21 protein-coding genes are annotated in these 17,355 nt (G+C 59.7%); 6 read left to right on the plus strand and 15 right to left on the minus strand.

The genetic code is table 11. The annotated features are described in order from the left end of the window. Window positions 1-122 precede the first annotated feature (122 nt). The 6 genes from ACZZZ4_RS21190 to ACZZZ4_RS21215 are packed head-to-tail and all read right to left on the minus strand — an operon-like array spanning window position 123 to window position 5,553. Window positions 123-2,066 (minus strand): response regulator, encoded by a 1,944-nt coding sequence (locus ACZZZ4_RS21190; protein ID WP_463548682.1) that lies wholly within the window; start codon window positions 2,064-2,066, stop codon window positions 123-125. Further along, on the minus strand, window positions 2,056-2,931 hold the full coding sequence (locus tag ACZZZ4_RS21195) for a sensor histidine kinase (protein ID WP_039758669.1): 876 nt from the start codon (window positions 2,929-2,931) through the stop codon (window positions 2,056-2,058). The genes ACZZZ4_RS21190 and ACZZZ4_RS21195 overlap by 11 nt, the downstream gene beginning before the upstream one ends. Further along, the gene (locus tag ACZZZ4_RS21200) at window positions 2,924-3,937 is read right to left on the minus strand and encodes an ATP-binding protein (protein WP_463549299.1); all 1,014 of its coding nucleotides are present in this window, start codon (window positions 3,935-3,937) and stop codon (window positions 2,924-2,926) included. The genes ACZZZ4_RS21195 and ACZZZ4_RS21200 overlap by 8 nt, the downstream gene beginning before the upstream one ends. Beyond that, window positions 3,934-4,338 carry an anti-sigma regulatory factor gene (locus ACZZZ4_RS21205; RefSeq protein ID WP_016774465.1) on the minus strand — a complete coding sequence of 135 codons (405 nt, stop codon included), beginning with the start codon at window positions 4,336-4,338 and terminating at the stop codon, window positions 3,934-3,936. The genes ACZZZ4_RS21200 and ACZZZ4_RS21205 overlap by 4 nt, the downstream gene beginning before the upstream one ends. Continuing rightward, a complete protein-coding gene (locus ACZZZ4_RS21210) occupies window positions 4,335-4,697 on the minus strand; it encodes an STAS domain-containing protein (RefSeq protein ID WP_016774466.1) in 363 nt (120 codons plus the stop codon). The genes ACZZZ4_RS21205 and ACZZZ4_RS21210 overlap by 4 nt, the downstream gene beginning before the upstream one ends. Window positions 4,698-4,701: 4 nt before the next feature. Continuing rightward, the gene (locus ACZZZ4_RS21215; protein WP_039758664.1) at window positions 4,702-5,553 is read right to left on the minus strand and encodes an STAS domain-containing protein; all 852 of its coding nucleotides are present in this window, start codon (window positions 5,551-5,553) and stop codon (window positions 4,702-4,704) included. 260 nt (window positions 5,554-5,813) lie between these two features. Here ACZZZ4_RS21215 and ACZZZ4_RS21220 point away from each other — a divergent pair, with 260 nt between their 5' ends. Beyond that, complete coding sequence (locus ACZZZ4_RS21220) at window positions 5,814-6,077, plus strand: hypothetical protein (protein ID WP_041478793.1); 264 nt, start codon at window positions 5,814-5,816, stop codon at window positions 6,075-6,077. Between the two features lie 56 nt (window positions 6,078-6,133). On the opposite strand, the gene ACZZZ4_RS21225 is transcribed toward ACZZZ4_RS21220, so the two are convergent. Next, window positions 6,134-6,655: a DUF4142 domain-containing protein gene (locus ACZZZ4_RS21225; protein WP_463548683.1), complete on the minus strand. Its 522-nt coding sequence runs from the start codon at window positions 6,653-6,655 to the stop codon at window positions 6,134-6,136. Window positions 6,656-6,859: 204 nt separating this feature from the next. On the opposite strand from ACZZZ4_RS21225, the gene ACZZZ4_RS21230 reads away from it, so the two are divergent. Both ACZZZ4_RS21230 and ACZZZ4_RS21235 read left to right on the plus strand, forming a co-directional pair. Further along, entirely contained in the window at window positions 6,860-7,114 is a 255-nt protein-coding gene (locus ACZZZ4_RS21230; RefSeq protein ID WP_463548684.1) for a hypothetical protein, read from the plus strand. 99 nt (window positions 7,115-7,213) lie between these two features. After that, entirely contained in the window at window positions 7,214-7,378 is a 165-nt protein-coding gene (locus ACZZZ4_RS21235) for a hypothetical protein (RefSeq protein WP_165368399.1), read from the plus strand. Window positions 7,379-7,485: 107 nt separating this feature from the next. Here the strand turns inward: ACZZZ4_RS21235 and ACZZZ4_RS21240 are convergent, their stop codons facing one another. From ACZZZ4_RS21240 to ACZZZ4_RS21250, 3 genes are all read right to left on the minus strand, one after another. Beyond that, complete coding sequence (locus ACZZZ4_RS21240) at window positions 7,486-8,562, minus strand: SMP-30/gluconolactonase/LRE family protein (protein WP_463548685.1); 1,077 nt, start codon at window positions 8,560-8,562, stop codon at window positions 7,486-7,488. Next, window positions 8,559-9,704, minus strand: coding sequence for a sterol desaturase/SRPBCC family protein (locus tag ACZZZ4_RS21245; RefSeq protein ID WP_463548686.1), 1,146 nt, complete (start codon window positions 9,702-9,704; stop codon window positions 8,559-8,561). The genes ACZZZ4_RS21240 and ACZZZ4_RS21245 overlap by 4 nt, the downstream gene beginning before the upstream one ends. 113 nt (window positions 9,705-9,817) lie before the next feature. Beyond that, window positions 9,818-10,681: a LysR family transcriptional regulator gene (locus ACZZZ4_RS21250; protein ID WP_024012724.1), complete on the minus strand. Its 864-nt coding sequence runs from the start codon at window positions 10,679-10,681 to the stop codon at window positions 9,818-9,820. Between the two features lie 348 nt (window positions 10,682-11,029). Here ACZZZ4_RS21250 and ACZZZ4_RS21255 point away from each other — a divergent pair, with 348 nt between their 5' ends. Then, window positions 11,030-11,506, plus strand: coding sequence for an antitoxin Xre/MbcA/ParS toxin-binding domain-containing protein (locus tag ACZZZ4_RS21255; protein WP_463548687.1), 477 nt, complete (start codon window positions 11,030-11,032; stop codon window positions 11,504-11,506). Next, window positions 11,503-11,997 carry an RES family NAD+ phosphorylase gene (locus ACZZZ4_RS21260; RefSeq protein ID WP_039758650.1) on the plus strand — a complete coding sequence of 165 codons (495 nt, stop codon included), beginning with the start codon at window positions 11,503-11,505 and terminating at the stop codon, window positions 11,995-11,997. The genes ACZZZ4_RS21255 and ACZZZ4_RS21260 overlap by 4 nt, the downstream gene beginning before the upstream one ends. Window positions 11,998-12,101: 104 nt before the next feature. Here ACZZZ4_RS21260 and ACZZZ4_RS21265 read toward each other — a convergent pair whose 3' ends face one another. Together ACZZZ4_RS21265 and ACZZZ4_RS21270 are read right to left on the minus strand one after the other, a co-directional pair. After that, on the minus strand, window positions 12,102-12,419 hold the full coding sequence (locus ACZZZ4_RS21265) for an SCP2 sterol-binding domain-containing protein (RefSeq protein ID WP_016774477.1): 318 nt from the start codon (window positions 12,417-12,419) through the stop codon (window positions 12,102-12,104). Window positions 12,420-12,482: 63 nt separating this feature from the next. After that, entirely contained in the window at window positions 12,483-13,193 is a 711-nt protein-coding gene (locus tag ACZZZ4_RS21270) for a histidine phosphatase family protein (RefSeq protein WP_463548688.1), read from the minus strand. Between the two features lie 204 nt (window positions 13,194-13,397). Here ACZZZ4_RS21270 and sohB point away from each other — a divergent pair, with 204 nt between their 5' ends. Continuing rightward, window positions 13,398-14,429 carry a protease SohB gene (sohB, locus tag ACZZZ4_RS21275; protein ID WP_039758645.1) on the plus strand — a complete coding sequence of 344 codons (1,032 nt, stop codon included), beginning with the start codon at window positions 13,398-13,400 and terminating at the stop codon, window positions 14,427-14,429. 67 nt (window positions 14,430-14,496) lie between these two features. Here sohB and ACZZZ4_RS21280 read toward each other — a convergent pair whose 3' ends face one another. From ACZZZ4_RS21280 to ACZZZ4_RS21290, 3 genes are all read right to left on the minus strand, one after another. Then, window positions 14,497-14,991, minus strand: a complete 495-nt coding sequence (locus ACZZZ4_RS21280; protein WP_039758643.1) for a DUF934 domain-containing protein — start codon at window positions 14,989-14,991, stop codon at window positions 14,497-14,499. Beyond that, the gene (locus ACZZZ4_RS21285; protein ID WP_129998568.1) at window positions 14,975-16,633 is read right to left on the minus strand and encodes a nitrite/sulfite reductase; all 1,659 of its coding nucleotides are present in this window, start codon (window positions 16,631-16,633) and stop codon (window positions 14,975-14,977) included. The genes ACZZZ4_RS21280 and ACZZZ4_RS21285 overlap by 17 nt, the downstream gene beginning before the upstream one ends. Before the next feature lie 501 nt (window positions 16,634-17,134). Then, entirely contained in the window at window positions 17,135-17,353 is a 219-nt protein-coding gene (locus ACZZZ4_RS21290) for a DUF2970 domain-containing protein (protein WP_039758638.1), read from the minus strand. Between the last annotated feature and the right edge of the window lie 2 nt (window positions 17,354-17,355).

The raw sequence follows: 17,355 nt of genomic DNA on the forward strand, positions 1-17,355 counted from the left end.
TGCAGCGCCTTGCTGGCCGCCATCGCTGGCAAGCCAGCTCCCACAGGAATTCAAGTTGTTGCCGAAAATCTGCGCACACTGATGCCCCTTGTGGGAGCTGGCTTGCCAGCGATGGCGCCAGTTCAGGCGCCATCGATTGTGCGGCGGACTTTGTCGAGCAGTTCGCTGATCTGGAACGGCTTGACCAGCATTTCCATCCCTGTACCCAGGAAGACCTGGCGGTTGAGCGCGGTTTCGGCGTAGCCGGTCATGAACAGGATCGGCAGCCCTTCATTCCAGCCACGGGCGACATCCGCCAGCTCACGGCCACTCATGCGCGGCAAGCCTACGTCGGTCAGCAGCAGGTCGATGGACGGGTCGTTCTGCAGGCGCTCCAGCGCCGATTCGATATCCGCCACTTGCGTGCAGCGATAGCCGGCGTCTTCCAGCACTTCGGTGACGAACAAACGCACCGTGGCCATGTCTTCGACGATCAGCACATGCTCACCACTGCCTTTGGCGTCAGGCATCGGCACGGGTGCGTCGGCCCCGGTCGGGTCGTTGGTGCCGGGCAGCATGATGGTCACTTCGGTGCCACGCCGAGCGACACTGCGGATGTGCGCGTCACCGCCGGACTGACGGGCGAAGCCGTAAATCGTCGACAGGCCGAGCCCGGTGCCCTGGCCCAGCGGCTTGGTGGTGAAGAACGGCTCGAACACCTTGTCGATCACGTTGTGTTCAATGCCGGTGCCGTCATCGCGTACCGACAGCGCCACGTACGCGCCATCGGCCAGATTCGGATCGCCGTGGGAATAAGCGGCGTAAGTATTGACCCAGATATTGCCGCCGGAGGGCAGGGCATCGCGGGCGTTGATCACCAGGTTGAGCACGGCGCTTTCCAGCTGCACCGGGTCGACCAGCGCAATCGCCGGTTTGTTGGTCAGTTCCAGCTTGAGGGTGATGCGCTCGCCGATGGTGCGCACCAGCAATTCTTCCAGCGAGCGGACATGCTCGTTGATGTCCACCGGCCGTGTATCGAGCGGCTGCTGACGGGCAAATGCCAGCAGACGATGGGTCAGCGAGGCCGCGCTCATCGCTGAGTTCAGCGCTGCTTCGGTGTAGAACTGAACCTTGTCCAGACGCTCATCGGCCACGCGTTTCTGGATCAGTTCCAGACTGGTGATGATCCCGGTCAGCAGGTTGTTGAAGTCGTGGGCGATACCACCGGTAAGCTTGCCCAATGCATCCATTTTCTGCACTTGCAGCAATTGCGCCTCGGCGTGCACGCGTTCGGCGACTTCCTTGGCCAGTTGCGTGGTGGTGTCATCCAGCCGTGCGAGGTGCGAACGCTCGCGCCGACGGTGTTCGGTGACGTCCTCGACGAACACCAGGCTCAGTTCCGGCGTGCGATACGGCGAAATCTGCCATTCGGTTTCGCGAATTTCACCCTGCACGCTCATGTTCAGCGTGCCTTTCCAGCGCTCGCCGTCGACCAGACGCAGACGCAGTTCATCGAGGATCGAGCATTGATCTTCGGCGAAGCATTCACGCAGCGCCTGCGGGTCGCGGTTATCGACGATCAGCTGGGCAAAGGCGTGATTGCATTCATGCACTTTCAGATTGGCATCGAGCACCGCGATCGGCGCCGAGACGTTAGCGAAAATCTCGCGGAAACGCGCCTCACTTTCGCGCAAGGCATTTTCCGTGTCGCGCACCCGCAGCAGGGTACGCAGCGTCGCCAGCAGCACATCGGGGTCGACCGGGTGAATCAGATACGCATCGGCGCCGGCGTTGAGTCCGGTGATGATGTCGCCGGTCTGGATCGACGCCGCCGACACATGAATCACCGGCAGCAGCGCAGTGCGCGGGTCGGCGCGCAACAGGCGGACGATGTCGAAACCGCTCATGTCCGGCAGGTTGACGTCGAGGATCAACGCATCGAGGGCTTCGCTCTCGATCAGGGCCAGGCCGTCGCTGCCGGTGCCGGCTTCGAGCACCGTGTAGCCATGGCGCTCCAGGCGTCGGCGCAGGGCGTAACGGGTGGCGACGTTGTCATCGACGATCAACAGGCGGATGTCACGATTCATCGACGTTCTCCAGAGCGATCGCCAGCGGGATGATGACAAAGAACGTCGAGCCCACGCCCGGCGTACTGTCTACCCCGACTTCACCGCCAAGCAGGGCGGCGAAACGCTTGCACAGTGACAGGCCCAGACCGGTGCCGCGCAGACGCTTCTGCAATGGCGAATCGACTTGGGAGAAGTCCTCGAACAGCGTGTCATGCAACTCGGCCGCGATGCCGATGCCGGTGTCGCTGACGGCAAAGCGCACCTTGTCTTCACCTTCCAGTCGCGCCGACACGCGCACTTCGCCACGGGTGGTGAATTTCAGCGAGTTGGAAATGAAGTTGCGCAGGATCTGCCCGAGTTTCTTGTCATCGGTATACAGGCGCGGCAGGCCCAGCGGCTCTTCAAAGATCAGATCCACCGCCGAAGCATCGACGATTGGCCGGAACATCCCGCGCAGCGCCGAAAACAGGTCGAACATGTCGAACCAGGCCGGCGAAATGCTGATGCGCCCGGCTTCGATCTTCGCCAGATCGAGCAGATCGTCAACCATGTCGCTGAGCTCGCGGGCAGCGGTGCTGACGAAGGCTACCTGCTTGTGCTGTTCAGGGCTGAGCGGGCCGTCGAGTTCGTCAGCGAGCAAACTGTTGATGCTCAGAATCGAGCCCAACGGCGTGCGGAATTCATGGCTCATGTACGACAGGAAGCGGCTCTTCAGATCTGAGGCCTGACGCAACTCGTCTGCCTGGTTGTCGAGTTCAGCGTATAGCGCCAGTACGCCTTGGTTGGTCTCATCGAGTTCTTCGCGCAGGGCAGTGTTTTCACGTTGCAACTGTGCGATGAGCGCCGCCTGTTCAGCAGGGCTCAAGGTTGCCGATTCAGCCATGGGTGGCCTCCAGGTCAACGACCAGCACCGTCACGTCATCGCGGCCACGACAGAAATCGCGGTGCAGGACGCTGGCTATCACGGCGGGATGGCGATGCACCAGACCGGGGTAGTCTTTGAGGTTCCAACGGGACTGTAAGCCGTCGCTGTACATGATCAATAAATGTCCGTTCACGTGAGCATAGTCAAAAGGTTTGGCTTTACGGTACTGGCCGCCGACGATGCCGGGATGCGAGGCCAGCCCGCGTGACTTTTCCGGATCGAGCAGGCTGGCGCCGATATTACCGACACCGGCGAATGTCAGGCCATCGCGCTGGCTGTCGAATTGCGCGAAGGCCACGGCGCCGCCGCGGGTGCCGAGCATTTCCTGATGCAGGTCTTCCATCAACACCACGGGGTCGGCAAACGGCGCTCGGGCGAATGCTTGTGCCCCGGCCAGGCCTGCGCGCTCGGCGTCTTCGCCATGACCGAGACCATCCACCACCAGCGCGCTGATCCGCGCGCCTTCATACGCCAGGTGCCAGACGTCGCCGCAGGCTGGATCGGCATGCAACGAATGCTGGCTGACGCCGAAGCGGAGATCGGCCTGACGATCACTACGCGCAAAGATCCGCGCCAGCAGCACGGCGCCACGGTGGTCGGCATAGACGTCGAAGACGTTGGTCTGCCGCGACACCGCGCCCAGGCCAATGCCTTGCGTGCCGCCCGTGGAAAAACCGTCCGCCAGACAGGCATCCAGATCAAAGCCCTGAGCCCGGTCTACCGTCTGCATTTCAATACCGAAAGCGTTACCTGGCCGCGCCAGTACACGCAGGTGAAACTCTCCGCGCTGGGCATGCTTGAGCACATTGCTCGCCAGTTCGGTCGCGACCAGCGCCACGCGCCCGGCATCGTTTTCGTCGAAGCCGTGCTGCTCGGCGAGTTTCTGCGCGGTGCGTCGGGCGTGACCGATCTGGCTGCTGTCCTCGATCGGCAAAACCTGGGTCAACGACCCGGCGATATTCATGTCCATCGGGTGATCGTTATGCGTGTGCCTTTGCCGGGCTCAGTGTCGAGTTCGAATTCATTGACCAGGCGCTTGGCACCGGTCAGGCCCAGGCCGAGGCCGCTGCCGGAAGTCCAGCCGTCGGTCATCGCCAGTTTGATGTCGGGGATGCCCGGGCCTTCGTCGCGGAAGGTGATGCGCAAACCGACCCGGCCGTTTTCCTCGAGGATCTGCCAGTCCATGTCGCCGCCACCGCCATACACCATGGTGTTGCGTGCCAGCTCGCTGACGGCGGTGACCAGTTTGGTCAGGTCGATCAGGCGCATGCCGCACTCGGTGGCGAGCTTGCGCGTGGTCTGGCGGGCCAGCACCACGTCCTGTTCAATCAGGATGGGTTGAGTACCGCTGCTGCGCACGGTCATTGCAGGCGTACTCGATCCTGCAGCAGTTTCATTCCGCGTTCGACGTTGAGCGCGGTGCTCACGCCCGGCAAGGTCATACCCAACTCAACAAGGGTGATTGCCACGGCCGGTTGCATGCCGACCAGCACGGTTTCGGCGTCCATGATCTTCGACAAACCGGAAATCGTGCCGATCATGCGTCCGATGAACGAGTCGACCATGTCCAGCGCCGAGATGTCGATCAGCACGCCACGCGCCGAGGTCCGGCTGATACGCTCGGATAGATCGTCCTGCAGGGTCATGGCGAGCTGGTCGTGCATGTCGACCTGAATGGTCACCAGCAGCAAATCGCCCATCTGAAGAATCGGAATACGTTCCATCGGCTCAGACCGCTTTGCCGAGGCTGATGCCCAGGCGAGTCAGGGCCAGTTTCAATGCGTCGGCCAGATTGGCCTTGGTCACCACACCTTGCAGGTCCAGACCCAGGTGCACGATGGTTTGCGCAATTTGCGGACGCACGCCACTGATGATGCAGTCGGCGCCCATCAGGCGAATCGCGGTCACGGTTTTCAGCAAGTGCTGAGCGACCAGGGTGTCAACGGTCGGCACGCCGGTGATGTCGATGATGGCGATTTCCGAACCGGTGTCGACGATGCGTTGCAGCAACGATTCCATCACTACTTGGGTGCGCTGCGAGTCGAGGGTGCCGATCATTGGCAGGGCGAGGACGCCGTCCCACAGCTTGACCACAGGGGTCGACAGTTCCAACAGCTCTTCCTGCTGACGCTTGATTACCGCCTCGCGGGATTTCTGGAAGGTACCGATGGTGTGCATGCCGACCGTGTCGAGCAGTTCGGAGACTTCCAGCAGTTGCTCGGCGAGCAGTGCCGGCTGGTCCTGATAATGGTTTTGCAGCAGGGCAAACAACGGACCCTTCAGGGCGAAGATGAAGTTGGCGGTTTGCTGGGAATCCTGGCCGAGCAGGGCGCGGCTCTGCGACAACTTTTCCAGGAACTGGCGGGTGTCTTCCCAGCCTGCAGCGGCAATCTTGCTGCCGTTGCCGTTTTCCAGACCGGCCAGCAGCAAACTCAGCAAGTCACGGGTTTGCTGAGCGAGGTCGTGCTCCTTGAGATTGCGCGTGGCGCCGCTGGCTTCGAGGCGTTTGGTCCATTCGCTCAACAGTTGAGCCTGGTTGTTCTTGATTGCTACAACTGTGCTGTTCTGCAGTGCTGCCATGTGCGTGTCGCTCCGTTACGTATTGGTGCCGGCTCAGCGAAATGACCGGCGCGAATTGACTGACATTTGCCGCATGAAATAGTTGTTCACCCAGCGGCGAATTTTTCCGCCTGTCGCGTCGAACGCCCCGCTAACTCTAGTCGGCGTGGCAGCAGGCAACGATGTTTTGAACGAATCTGCGGCGTCAGGCTTCGAATCTGCATGCCCGACGTTTTCCAGTCGTGCTGGAAGAAGGAGGCAGGACTATGAATGAGGTGGATATGAACGAGCAAGCGCCGCAACAGCAAAATCAGTCCTCAGAGTCAATTAACCGCAACGACCCCGCCATCGACCCGCAGACACCGGGGCAAAATACCCCCGCGCCGGCTGAAGAAGGACAGGCGGACAGCGCGGCTGCCGAGGTCGATCAGAAGCAGCATCACAATGACAACAGCAACGACTTCAGCCCCGGCTTCAAGCCTGACCCGGACCGTCCTGAACCGGGCGAAAGCACCGATGCCGATATCGATACCGATGGCGGTTGATCGCTGAAACGCAAAAAGGCCGCATCGAAGGATGCGGCCTTTTTATTGCCGGGCGGTTACTTGCTCGGGTGTTTGGCTTGCAGCTCTTTGGCATGGGCCAAGTGTTTTTCCAGCGCTGGCAGCATTTTCTGCGCGAACGCTTTCAGCTCCGTAGCGCCTTTGGTCTTGTCATCGGTCACGGTGTTCGCCTGTTTCTTGAACAGCTCGATCGTTTCCTGGTGAGCCATGACCTGGTTGTTAGCGTAGGCCGCATCGAAGGATTCATCGCGCATGTCGAGAATCTTTTCCTTGGCCTGTTTGACCAGGGTAGTGGTGTCCGGAACCTCAATGTCGTTGGCTTTGGCAATCGCCGCCAGCTCGTCGTTGGCCTTGCTGTGATCGGTGATCATCTGGTTGGCAAAGGCTTTGATGTCAGCAGACTGGCTTTTTTCCAAGGCCAGGCGACTGGTTTCGATTTCAGCGATGCCACCGGCGGCGGCGTTATCGACAAAATCGTTGTCGGTCGCGGCAAAGGCGCTGCCCATACCGGCAGACAGTGCAACAGCCAGAGCGAGATGACGCAGTTTGAATCCGTCCATTGGGTATCTCCACGCAGGTTTTTGTGAGCGTTATCCAATGGAGCGAGCGCACCAGCCAAAGGTTTTATCGCATTTACGACAGGGCGACGAACGGCAACCGCTGGTCTGACAGGGTGTCGACAGAAGCTGTTGCGCAAGGCCATGCTGATAAAGAGTCAGCGCATCGGTCGCGCTGGTTGTCGATCAATTTGATGGAGGTGTTTCATGCCGGTTTCACATGATCTGTATCAGGACCTGGGCTGCAAGAAGGATGAGATCGAGCAAAAGCGCTCCGAGGATCCGAAGCTGGATTCGCTGCTCAACAAGTATTTCGAGGTGGATACTGAAGTGGTCGAGGCCGAGAACGCCCAGTCAGACGCCCCCAGTGACGACGAATTGAAGAAGCTCAAAGAGAAGCGCGTGATCGTCAAGGAGCAGATCGTCGCCCGGTTGGCCGGGCAGCCGCTGACCGGTCAGTAATTACCTGACCCGTGGTCGCCATCCGAAGGGAACGGCGACCACCCACGGCACCTCCAATGTGCAGAGTCTGCAAACCATCGACTCGTTGCGAGGTGCCTCATGAACGATCCGAAATTCCCCAGTGAAGAGCAGGGCGGCTTCGACCCGATTCCGACCCGCCCTGAACCGAACAGCCCGGCGCATACCACTGCGCATCCGGAAAAAACCGTGAAAGAACTGCCGGAGGATGAAGATCCGGAGAAGTTCGACCGGTCCAGCAACTGACAGACCGCCTTCGCGAGCAGGCTTGCTGCCACATTGAAAGGCATTTCCCCTGTGGGAGCGAGCCTGCTCGCGAATGCGTCAGTCCATTACATGCACATCCCTCAGGCTCACTTCAGCGCCGAATCCAACCCCATCCGCCCCATATGCGTGGCCTTCAACGATCCAAAGTACAACCACTGCCCATACTCGCGTACGGTGGTAATCGGCGAGTAATTGCCTTCGCTCGCGTCTTGCAGACTGGCAATCACCTTGCCGTCCAGATCCAGCCCCAGCACGAATCCGCGCTTCTCTACAGGCTTGGGCAGAATCGTCAACGCCCTCACGATCATCTTGCGTACGAACGGGTGCTGCGCCGTGCCATCGAGTAACGCGTTGCGCGGCGCGTACAACGCGACCCAAAAGCGATTGCTGCCATTGAACGAGAGGTTGTCCGGCAGCCCCGGCAAGTTGTCGATGAACACATCATTAGTGCCTGCCTTCGGCCCGCTCAGCCAGTAGCGGCTGATGCGATAAGCGCCGGTCTCGTTCACCAGCACGTAGGCTTCGTCCGGGCCCAGGGCGACGCCGTTGGCGAACTGCAGCTTGTCGAGCAGCACGCTGGTCTTGCCGCTCTGAAAATCGTAACGCAGCAGGCGCCCATCGGCGCCGTGTTCGATGATTGCCTCGCCGTCATGGCCGTAGCCCCAGCGGCTCGAGGCATCGCTGAAATAGGCATAGTGGCCGGACTTGTCGACCGCTACATCATCAGTGAAGCCAAATGGCACACCGTTGGCCTCGGTGGTCAAGGGAATCACGCGGCCCTGCGCATCCAGCGACAGCAAGCCTTTGACCGCGTCGGCAATCACCAGCATGCCGTTCGGATGACGGGCCAGGCCCAACGGGCGGCCGCCGGTGTCGGCGAGAACCTTGCGCTGCGTGCCGTCGAGGCTGCTGCGGATCAGCCGGCCGTCATGCAATCCGGTGATGAGGAATTCGTCTTCCAGCAGCAGCGCCTCAGGCCCTTCGATGTCGCTCGGCCCGACCTTTGCCACGGCTTTCAGGCGCTGGTTGTCCGCGTAGATGCCGTCTTTCAATGACGGCGCCGGTGGCGGTGTCCAGGCCACCGGTTCGACCTTGGTCGGCAGCAACAACAAGAAGGCGATGACCAGAGCGATCAGCAGGCACAGCACATAACGTAATTTCACGCGCTGGCCCTCGCCGCGCCGATGTACTGCGCGGTCGTGTCGCGCAGGGCAAGCATGGACGCGGCAGACTCGCGTTCAATGCGACGCTTGAGCAACAGGCGATTGGCGAAACGCATGAGCAAACCGTCAAAGCGATATTCCAGTGTGCGCACGAAACGCGTGCCGCCAGCCTCCGCCGAACACTCGTAAGTCAGCTGTAGCGACAGGCCCTGATCACTTTGCGCCCGTGCGCACCAACGCCGACCCGGCAGATATTCAGTGACCTCCCAACGCAAATGGCCGGCCCGTCCCCCGGCATGGATGTCCTCTTCGAACCGCGCGCCGGCATGCAGCGGTCCTTGCGGACCGTCAATCTTCAATGAGGAGGGATGCCAGTCCGGCCAGTGACTGACGCTGGCGGCATAGGCCAGCACGGCGACCGGCTCGCCGGCGATATCGATCTGGTGCTGCATGCGCGTCATGGGCATTTGCGAATTACTCAAAGGGGCGGGTTCCGGCTCGAGGTACAGCGTGCCGAACAGGTAGTCCATCAAGGGCAGAACGATGTTGAAATTGCGCTCCTGCATCCGCTCGCGGCGGTGATGCAGTTCATGCAGACGACGCATCTGGCGGATCCACGGCAACCGGGTCAACGGATTTTGCGGCGGCAAATGTTCGCAGGCATGGAACACTTCGTAGAGCAGATAGCCAAGCACCATGCACCCGGCGAACAGCCCGGCGACATTGGCGTTGACCTGCGCGAACAGCCACCACAGGGGCAGGGTGATCACCAGGGTATGAATGACGATGAGCCAGGCTGGAAACAGAATCACCCGCCAGTCCCGCGCGCTGTCGTAGGTCATGTGACCGGGGGTGAAAAAGCTGTGATGGTCGCCGGCATGCCGCGCGTAGAACATCTTTGCGAAGGTTTTTTTGTGATGGCCCAAATGGCGATGGACCATGTACACGCCGAAGTTGAACAACAGCAGGGTCAACGGCACGGTCAGCCATTCCAGCCAACTCACTGAATGCACCGTGCGCCAGAAAGCAGCCACCGCCAGAAGCCCGAACAGCAAGACAAACGTGCCGTGCAGCCACGGGTTGTACAAAGGATGAATGGCCGCACGGTAGCGGCTGCGGAATGCCTCGGTGGTCTGCCTCAATGCGTTTCACCTGTAGGTATTGTTGTTATACCCGGCAGATTAGCCGATCCGCTGACTTGTGCAGAGCGAACCTTGAGGTCACAAATGCCATGCTCAGGACTGCAAGCGCTGGATCAGCTCAACGGGTTCCAGCGTTGCGACCAGTCGTCATCGGTGCGGATCACTTCGCGCAACAGGTCGAAGGCCTGTTGCAGCACTGCCGAGTCGCGATCACGCGAATACACCAGATAGGTCGGATAACCGAATTCCGGCGCTTTGGTGACGGCTTCCAGCGCGCCGGTTTCCAGATAAGTGCGCACAACCCGGGTGCGGAAATAGCCGCTGCCGCCGTGTTCGAGGATGTATTGCAGGGCCAGCGGACCAAGATTGAAACTCAGCGCGGCTTTGGCTTTTTCCGGTAGGGCGGCGTCGTGCTGGCGGCGGAAGTCCGGTCCCCAGTCGATGTACACGTATGGTTCGGGACGCTCGGGCGCGCGCACCAGAATCAGTTTTTCTTCCAGCACTTGTTCGACCTGCAGCCCCGGCCAGTATTCCGGCTGATAAACCAGCGCGGCATCGAGCACACCGAGTTCGAGCTGACGCAGCAGATTCTCGCCATCGCGGATTTCCATGCGCAGCGCGTGGCCGGGGATTTTCTCGCGCAGTTCCGCTGCCCAACTGAGCATCAGCGGGTTGCACAGGCTGACCTCGCCACCGATGTGCAGCACGTTGTGATACCCCTCGGGCAGCGGCAAGTCGCGGCGGGCGGCTTCCCAGGTCTGCACCAATTGATTGGCATAAATCACGAACGCTTCGCCATTGGCCGTCAACTTCGCCCCGGCACGATTGCGCACGAACAGCGTGCTGCCCAACTGGCTCTCGAGCTTCTGCACCCGCGCGGTGATCGCGGTTTGCGTGACGAACAGCTTCTGCGCAGCGGCGGCGAGACTGCCGTGACGGACGATTTCGAGGAAGGTGCGGGCGAGGTCGATGTCCATGGGCGGAACCGGTTTCTGGAGGTGGGGCGCATTGTAAGTCAAAAGTCCCTCTCCCCACCTTGAAAGCAACAACGGATTGAACCGCTGAAAATTGCGTTTGAGTCCTACGGAAACAGGAGCGGTTTGATCAGATTTGGGGATATTTCTGACGACTTTTTCAGGTTGGTCGTCGGACGCCGGGTCTATAGCATCAGTCCTGACATTGAAGTCATCGAGCGCACAGATCGCTCTGGACCCGACAAAGGATGGACTATGCGAATCCCACTGATTGAAAGCCATACGCCTGCTTACTCGCCTCGCCATTACTGGCGCGACGACCGCGCCAGGTGTCCCTCGGAGGACGTTGCCATGCCGAGCGCCAAAGTGTCCCGGCTCACGGGCTTGAGGAAGCTCGAGGGCAAACCTCTGGAGTTGCTGTTGCGTGGGCAGGATACCGGCGACGATCCGATGCTCATCCTGCGCTGCACAAGCGAAGGATTTGAGCTGCTTGATGTGGTGAACATGATCGCAACCTCCGAGCTGTACCAACAGGGAGAGATCGTCAAACGTATCACCGGCAAATCTGTGAGAACCTTGCGACGTCTGCTCAAGGAAGGCGCGTCGGTGCGCCTGGACACGCCGCAGAGCGTCATCGCCTACCAATATGCCGCTGCGCTGGAGCTGGCCATCGAAGTATTCGGGCGTCAGGCCAAGGCCGAATCATGGCTGGAGCAACGCGCTACTTACTTCTACGGTTATGTGCCGCTCGATCTGGTTGGACATGCGCTGGGCTTCAGGATGGTGGAGGAGTATCTGAACCAGATCAAATACGGGGTTTATCAATGAACCCCTTGCCCTGGGATGATCGCTGGTACGCCTGGCGGCTGGATCGCGAGGTGTACAGCGAGACCTGGGACAGCGGCCTGGGGTCGAAACGGGACGGTGGCCGCTGGAATACGCCGGGACGCAGAGTCGTTTATGCGTCGGTCGACCCCTCCACGGCGATCCTGGAAGTGGCCGCCCATGGCAGTTTTGATGCGCTTGATCAGGAGCCCTATGTGTTGACCTGTTTTGAGATCACCCACGACGCCAGCGTCAGAATCGTGCAGCCGGAAGATGTGCCCAATCCGCATTGGCTCACCCCGATCAAAACCTCGCCCAACCAGCGAAAGTTTGCCGATGCGCTGTTGGCCGAACACCCGTTTATTCTGGTTCCATCCGTGGCAACACGGCACTCGTGGAATTTGCTGGTGAGCTGCGATCTGGCGGAGGGTCAGTTCAGAATGGTTTCGCAAGAGCGGTTTGGGCTGGATACGCGGTTGTTGCAGGAAGGTTGATCGTACCTCCGCGAGCGGAGCGCGAAGCCGAGCTCTGCGCTGATCTCCTGCATGAACGACAAATCCCGTCACAAGGACGGGATTTGTTTGAGCCAGGCTGCTTCTTACGAAGGGAACAGCTCGGACAGCTTCATCGACAGCATCATGTCGCCTTCAACGCGCAGCTTGCCGCCCATGAAGGCCTGCATGCCGTCGGTTTCGCCGCTGACGATGTCTTTCAGGGTCTGGCTGTCCAGCACCAGCGTGCAGTTGGCGTCCGGGTTTTCACCTTCCTGGATGTCGCAGGTGCCGTCTTTGACGATCAGTGCGTATTGCTTGTCTTCGTCGGTGATGTTGAAACCGAAGACCAGGTCCAGACCGGCAGCGGCGGCTGGGTTGAACTTGGCTTGCATTGCTTTTACGGCATCAGCTACGGAGGTCATGGTTCGATCCTTTCTTGGTCATGGGAGCTGGGTGGTTACAGCCAGGGTCACAGTAAGCCGGACTCAGCGAAAAGTGATGAGTTCCGGGGCCTTCAGCAGTTGCAGGTGTGCGTGACTGTTGAAGGAAGCCAGAGCCACCTCGCGACCACGAAACTTCAATTGGTTGAGCGAGGTGTTGACGATTTGCCAATTCAGTTCAAAGGCCTGTCTGGCAGGCATTTGCGTAATCAGGTGGAGCAGGGCAGTGATGGTGCCGCCGGAGGTGAACACGGCGATTTTCTGGTTCTTTTTCGCCAGATCGAGGATGCGGTGCAAACCGGCCTGAACCCGCTCAACGAAGCCCAGCCAGCTTTCCAGGCCTGGAGTGTCATAAGTGCCGGCAAGCCAGCGCTCGACGATCAGGGCGAAGATGCGCTGGAATTCGCCACGGTTCTGTGCGGCGTTGCGCAGGATGTCGAGGGCTTCCGGCTCTTCCGGCAGCATGGCGGGGAGCAGGGCGCGGATCACTGCATCGGCGTCGAATTCGTTGAAGGCGGAATCGGTTTCCAGAACGGGTACTGGCAGGCCCCTGGCGCTGAGTTGCTCGAGTGCGCTGGTGGCCGTGTGCTGTTGACGACGCAGGTCACCGGCAAGGCAACGATCAAAGCTGATGCCCAGATCGGCGAGGTGCTGGCCGAGGATTTCTGCCTGACGCACGCCGGTCGGTGACAGCACGTCGTAATCGTCTGCACCAAAGGAGGCCTGGCCATGTCGTATCAAGTAAATGCTGCCCACGTCCGCGTCGTCCCGGTACGTTGAAGGTCAGGCGAGGTTATGAGGATGGCGTAAGGCTGTCAATGAAAAAACATACGCTTGTTTGAAATGCTCGTTACAGGCGTGTTGCCAGAGGTTTCACGGCTGGCCGATGAGCCGGCGCATGGGTATGCTGGAACCATTCCGCGTGTATTACATGTTCACGCATTGCTTTGAGGAGTCTCTGTGGATTTTTTCACCGAATACGCCAGCTTCCTGGCCAAGACTGTCACGCTGGTGATCGCCATTCTGGTGGTCCTGGCCAGTTTCGCCGCGTTACGCAGCAAGGGCCGGCGCAAATCGGCGGGCCAGTTGCAGGTCAGCAAGCTAAATGATTTCTACAAGGGCCTGCGTGAACGCCTGGAGCAGACGCTGCTCGACAAGGACCAGCTCAAGGCTTTACGCAAGGGTGAAGCGAAAACCGATAAAAGTGCGAAGAAGCAGAAGAACAAGCCTGAGACCAAGTCCCGGGTATTCGTGCTCGACTTCGATGGCGATATCAAGGCTTCCGCCACCGAGAGCCTGCGCCACGAGATCACCGCGCTGCTGACCCTGGCCACGCCGAAAGACGAAGTGGTCCTGCGTCTGGAAAGTGGCGGCGGCATGGTGCACAGCTACGGCCTGGCGTCGTCACAATTGGCGCGGATCCGCGACGCCGGCGTGCCACTGACTGTGTGCATCGACAAGGTTGCTGCCAGCGGCGGCTACATGATGGCGTGCATCGGCGACAAGATCATCAGCGCTCCGTTCGCCATCCTCGGTTCGATTGGCGTAGTTGCACAATTGCCCAACGTCAATCGCCTTTTGAAGAAGCATGACATCGACTTTGAAGTGCTGACCGCCGGTGAGTACAAACGCACCCTGACCGTGTTTGGCGAAAACACCGAGAAGGGCCGCGAAAAGTTTCAGGAAGACCTCGACATCACCCATCGCTTGTTCAAAAACTTCGTCGCCCGTTATCGCCCGCAACTGGCGATCGATGAGGTGGCCACCGGTGAGGTGTGGCTCGGTATCGCTGCGCTGGAAAACCAACTGGTGGACGAACTGAAGACCAGCGATGAATACCTGGCGCAAAAGGCCAAACTGGCCGAGGTCTATCATCTGCACTACGCCGAGCGCAAAAGCCTGCAGGAACGCATCGGCATGGCCGCCAGCGGCTCGGTTGATCGCGTGCTGCTGAGCTGGTGGAGTCGCCTGACCCAACAACGCTTCTGGTAAACAACAGGCATAAAAAAACGCCGGTCAATGACCGGCGTTTTTCTGTCCGCACCCAAAGCCCTGAGGCTTAACGCCGACGGAACAACGGCAGCGGTTCGTCACTGGCAGCCTGGTAGGTCACCGAGAAGTCCTTGAGGCCTTCCAGCGCTTCGTACGGGTCTTTATCCGCGCGAATGGCGAAGGCGTCGAAACCGCAACGATGCATGTAGAACAGTTGGTCCCGTAGAACATCGCCAATTGCGCGCAGTTCGCCTTTGAAGCCATAACGGTCACGCAGCAGACGGGCATTGGAGTAACTGCGGCCATCGGTGAACGCCGGGAAGTTAAGCGCGATCACTTGAAACTCACTGACGTCTTCACCGATTTCTTCGGCTTCTTCGTCGGCATCCAGCCACACGCCCAGACCGCCATCGCGGGCCTTGAGCATGCGGCTGTGCTCGCGCCACAACTGCAGAGGAACGATCAGATCATCGCAGTTGCTGATCTCGTCGATGTTGAAATCCTTCGGCAGCAAGTGCCAGGTCTCGTCGACGACTTCGTTGTTCTTAATGATTCGCTGCATAGACGCGTTCCTTGAAGAGGTCGATGCCAATACGTTGATAGGTGTCGATGAAGCGTTCGTCTTCGGTCCGTTGTTCAACGTACACATCGATCAGCTTCGAGATCACGTCAGGCATGGCTTCCTGTGCGAAGGACGGGCCGAGGATCTTGCCCAGGCTCGCATCACGGCTGGCGCTGCCGCCGAGAGAAACCTGATAGAACTCTTCGCCTTTCTTGTCCACGCCGAGAATGCCGATGTGGCCAACGTGGTGATGACCGCAGGCGTTCATGCAACCGGAGATGTTCAGGTCCAGCTCACCGATGTCGAACAGGTAGTCCAGGTCATCGAAGCGACGCTGGATCGACTCGGCAATCGGGATCGACTTGGCGTTGGCCAGCGAGCAGAAGTCACCGCCCGGGCAGCAGATGATGTCGGTCAGCAAGCCGATGTTCGGCGTGGCGAAACCGCCTTCGCGCAACTCGCCCCACAAGGCGAACAACTGACTCTGCTCGACATCGGCGAGAATGATGTTCTGCTCGTGGGAGGTGCGCAGTTGACCGAAGCTGTAGCGGTCGGCCAGGTCGGCAACGGCGTCGAGCTGCTTGTCAGTGATGTCGCCGGGGGCAACTCCGGTCGGCTTCAACGACAGCGTTACAGCAACATAGCCCGGCTTCTTGTGCGCCAGGGTATTGCGGCTGCGCCAGCGAGCGAAGCCCGGATGTTCTTTATCCAGATCGGCCAGTTGTGCGGTCTGGTTGTCGAGGGTCTTGTAGTCCGGATCGACGAAGTGCTTGGCAACCCGATGCAGTTCGGCCTCGGTCAGCGTGGTCTGGCCACCGCGCAGGTGCTCCATTTCCGCGTCGACTTTCTGCGCGAACACTTCAGGCGTGAGCGCCTTGACGAGGATCTTGATCCGCGCCTTGTATTTGTTGTCACGACGGCCGTAGCGGTTGTACACACGCAGGATGGCGTCGAGGTAGCTCAGCAGGTCTTGCCACGGCAGGAATTCATTGATGAACGCGCCGACCACCGGCGTACGACCGAGACCGCCGCCGACCAGCACGCGGAAGCCCAGCTCGCCAGCGGCGTTGTAGACCGGTTCCAGACCGATGTCGTGAACTTCAATGGCTGCGCGGTCGCTGGTCGAGCCATTCACGGCGATCTTGAATTTGCGCGGCAGGTAAGCGAATTCCGGGTGGAACGTGGTCCACTGGCGGACGATTTCGCACCATGGCCGTGGATCGATCACTTCATCGGCGGCGACGCCGGCAAACTGGTCGGTGGTGACGTTGCGCAGGCAGTTGCCGCTGGTCTGGATCGCATGCATCTGCACGGTCGCAAGTTCAGCGAGGATGTCCGGGATGTCTTCCACCGCCGGCCAGTTGAACTGCACGTTCTGCCGCGTACTGATGTGGGCGTAGCCCTTGTCGTAGTCACGGGCGATTTTGGCCATCATGCGCACCTGGCGCGAAGTCAGTTGGCCGTAAGGCACCGCCACGCGCAACATCGGCGCGAAGCGCTGGATGTACAGGCCATTTTGCAGGCGCAGGGGGCGGAATTCTTCTTCGCTCAGCTCACCTGCCAGATAGCGTCGGGTCTGATCACGGAACTGCTTGACGCGGTCCTCGATGATCCGCTGATCGTACTCGTCGTATACGTACATATAAGTCCTGTTCTCAGGCTTGGGCTACTCGGAAAACGCTGCGTTTTCGCTTGCTGGAGTCCGATGATGCCTCTGCAATTCTGCGCGCACGGCCGCGCACTCCGTCACGGAGCCGGGGCAATATACCCGTTTGCAGTTATGCGCAAAAGTGATGTTTGAGTATATGTAAAGAACCAAATCGCCTAACGAGAATGGCTTGCAAGTAATCCACATTTGTCGTGCGGACAATCATCGTCTTAACTGTGATCGAGTCTTTGTGCAATCACCGATAAAACCGACAAGAGGCGATGCAATGAGCAACCCGACCAAAGCCAGGAAAAGCGACAGCAGCGTCGACGCATGGGCCATTTTGTTCCTGATCATTCTCGTTGTAGGAACAGCGGTCTTCTGGGTCAGCCACCAGTGAGTGAAATTCCGGGTCTGACCGCATGCCTGTCGCCGGTGGTTCGCCAGTGACAAGGCTCGATCGCTTTGCCAAGGCCCGGATTTTTCATATTGGCCTCAAACACCGGCCAGATGCAGCACCAGTTTGACGATTCCGAACAGCGTCAGACCGAAAACAGCTGTGAACAAAACGCCCAGTATCACGAAATGGCTGGGCTTGCCGTGGGCAAAATCCCTTTCCCGGTTCTTGCCACTCTGTACGCCGAAGGCTGCAGCCATGACGCTGTGCAGCATCTGCCAGAAGGTCGGCGGTTTGTTGTCGACTGGATCGTCCATAA

The organism is Pseudomonas sp. AC252, assembly GCF_979258105.1.

Bases quoted from the DNA above. Each gene is read 5' to 3' on its own strand.
- ACZZZ4_RS21215 (WP_039758664.1), bottom strand. From the start codon at position 5,553: ATGGCAGCACTGCAGAACAGCACAGTTGTAGCAATCAAGAACAACCAG.
- ACZZZ4_RS21260 (WP_039758650.1), top strand. From the start codon at position 11,503: ATGAACCCCTTGCCCTGGGATGATCGCTGGTACGCCTGGCGGCTGGAT.
- ACZZZ4_RS21265 (WP_016774477.1), bottom strand. From the start codon at position 12,419: ATGACCTCCGTAGCTGATGCCGTAAAAGCAATGCAAGCCAAGTTCAAC.
- ACZZZ4_RS21205 (WP_016774465.1), bottom strand. From the start codon at position 4,338: ATGACCGTGCGCAGCAGCGGTACTCAACCCATCCTGATTGAACAGGAC.
- ACZZZ4_RS21250 (WP_024012724.1), bottom strand. From the start codon at position 10,681: ATGGACATCGACCTCGCCCGCACCTTCCTCGAAATCGTCCGTCACGGC.
- ACZZZ4_RS21190 (WP_463548682.1), bottom strand. From the start codon at position 2,066: ATGAATCGTGACATCCGCCTGTTGATCGTCGATGACAACGTCGCCACC.
- ACZZZ4_RS21235 (WP_165368399.1), top strand. From the start codon at position 7,214: ATGAACGATCCGAAATTCCCCAGTGAAGAGCAGGGCGGCTTCGACCCG.
- ACZZZ4_RS21220 (WP_041478793.1), top strand. From the start codon at position 5,814: ATGAACGAGCAAGCGCCGCAACAGCAAAATCAGTCCTCAGAGTCAATT.
- ACZZZ4_RS21255 (WP_463548687.1), top strand. From the start codon at position 11,030: ATGCCGAGCGCCAAAGTGTCCCGGCTCACGGGCTTGAGGAAGCTCGAG.
- ACZZZ4_RS21200 (WP_463549299.1), bottom strand. From the start codon at position 3,937: ATGAATATCGCCGGGTCGTTGACCCAGGTTTTGCCGATCGAGGACAGC.
- ACZZZ4_RS21290 (WP_039758638.1), bottom strand. From the start codon at position 17,353: ATGGACGATCCAGTCGACAACAAACCGCCGACCTTCTGGCAGATGCTG.
- ACZZZ4_RS21195 (WP_039758669.1), bottom strand. From the start codon at position 2,931: ATGGCTGAATCGGCAACCTTGAGCCCTGCTGAACAGGCGGCGCTCATC.
- ACZZZ4_RS21285 (WP_129998568.1), bottom strand. From the start codon at position 16,633: ATGTACGTATACGACGAGTACGATCAGCGGATCATCGAGGACCGCGTC.
- ACZZZ4_RS21230 (WP_463548684.1), top strand. From the start codon at position 6,860: ATGCCGGTTTCACATGATCTGTATCAGGACCTGGGCTGCAAGAAGGAT.
- ACZZZ4_RS21225 (WP_463548683.1), bottom strand. From the start codon at position 6,655: ATGGACGGATTCAAACTGCGTCATCTCGCTCTGGCTGTTGCACTGTCT.
- ACZZZ4_RS21210 (WP_016774466.1), bottom strand. From the start codon at position 4,697: ATGGAACGTATTCCGATTCTTCAGATGGGCGATTTGCTGCTGGTGACC.
- ACZZZ4_RS21280 (WP_039758643.1), bottom strand. From the start codon at position 14,991: ATGCAGCGAATCATTAAGAACAACGAAGTCGTCGACGAGACCTGGCAC.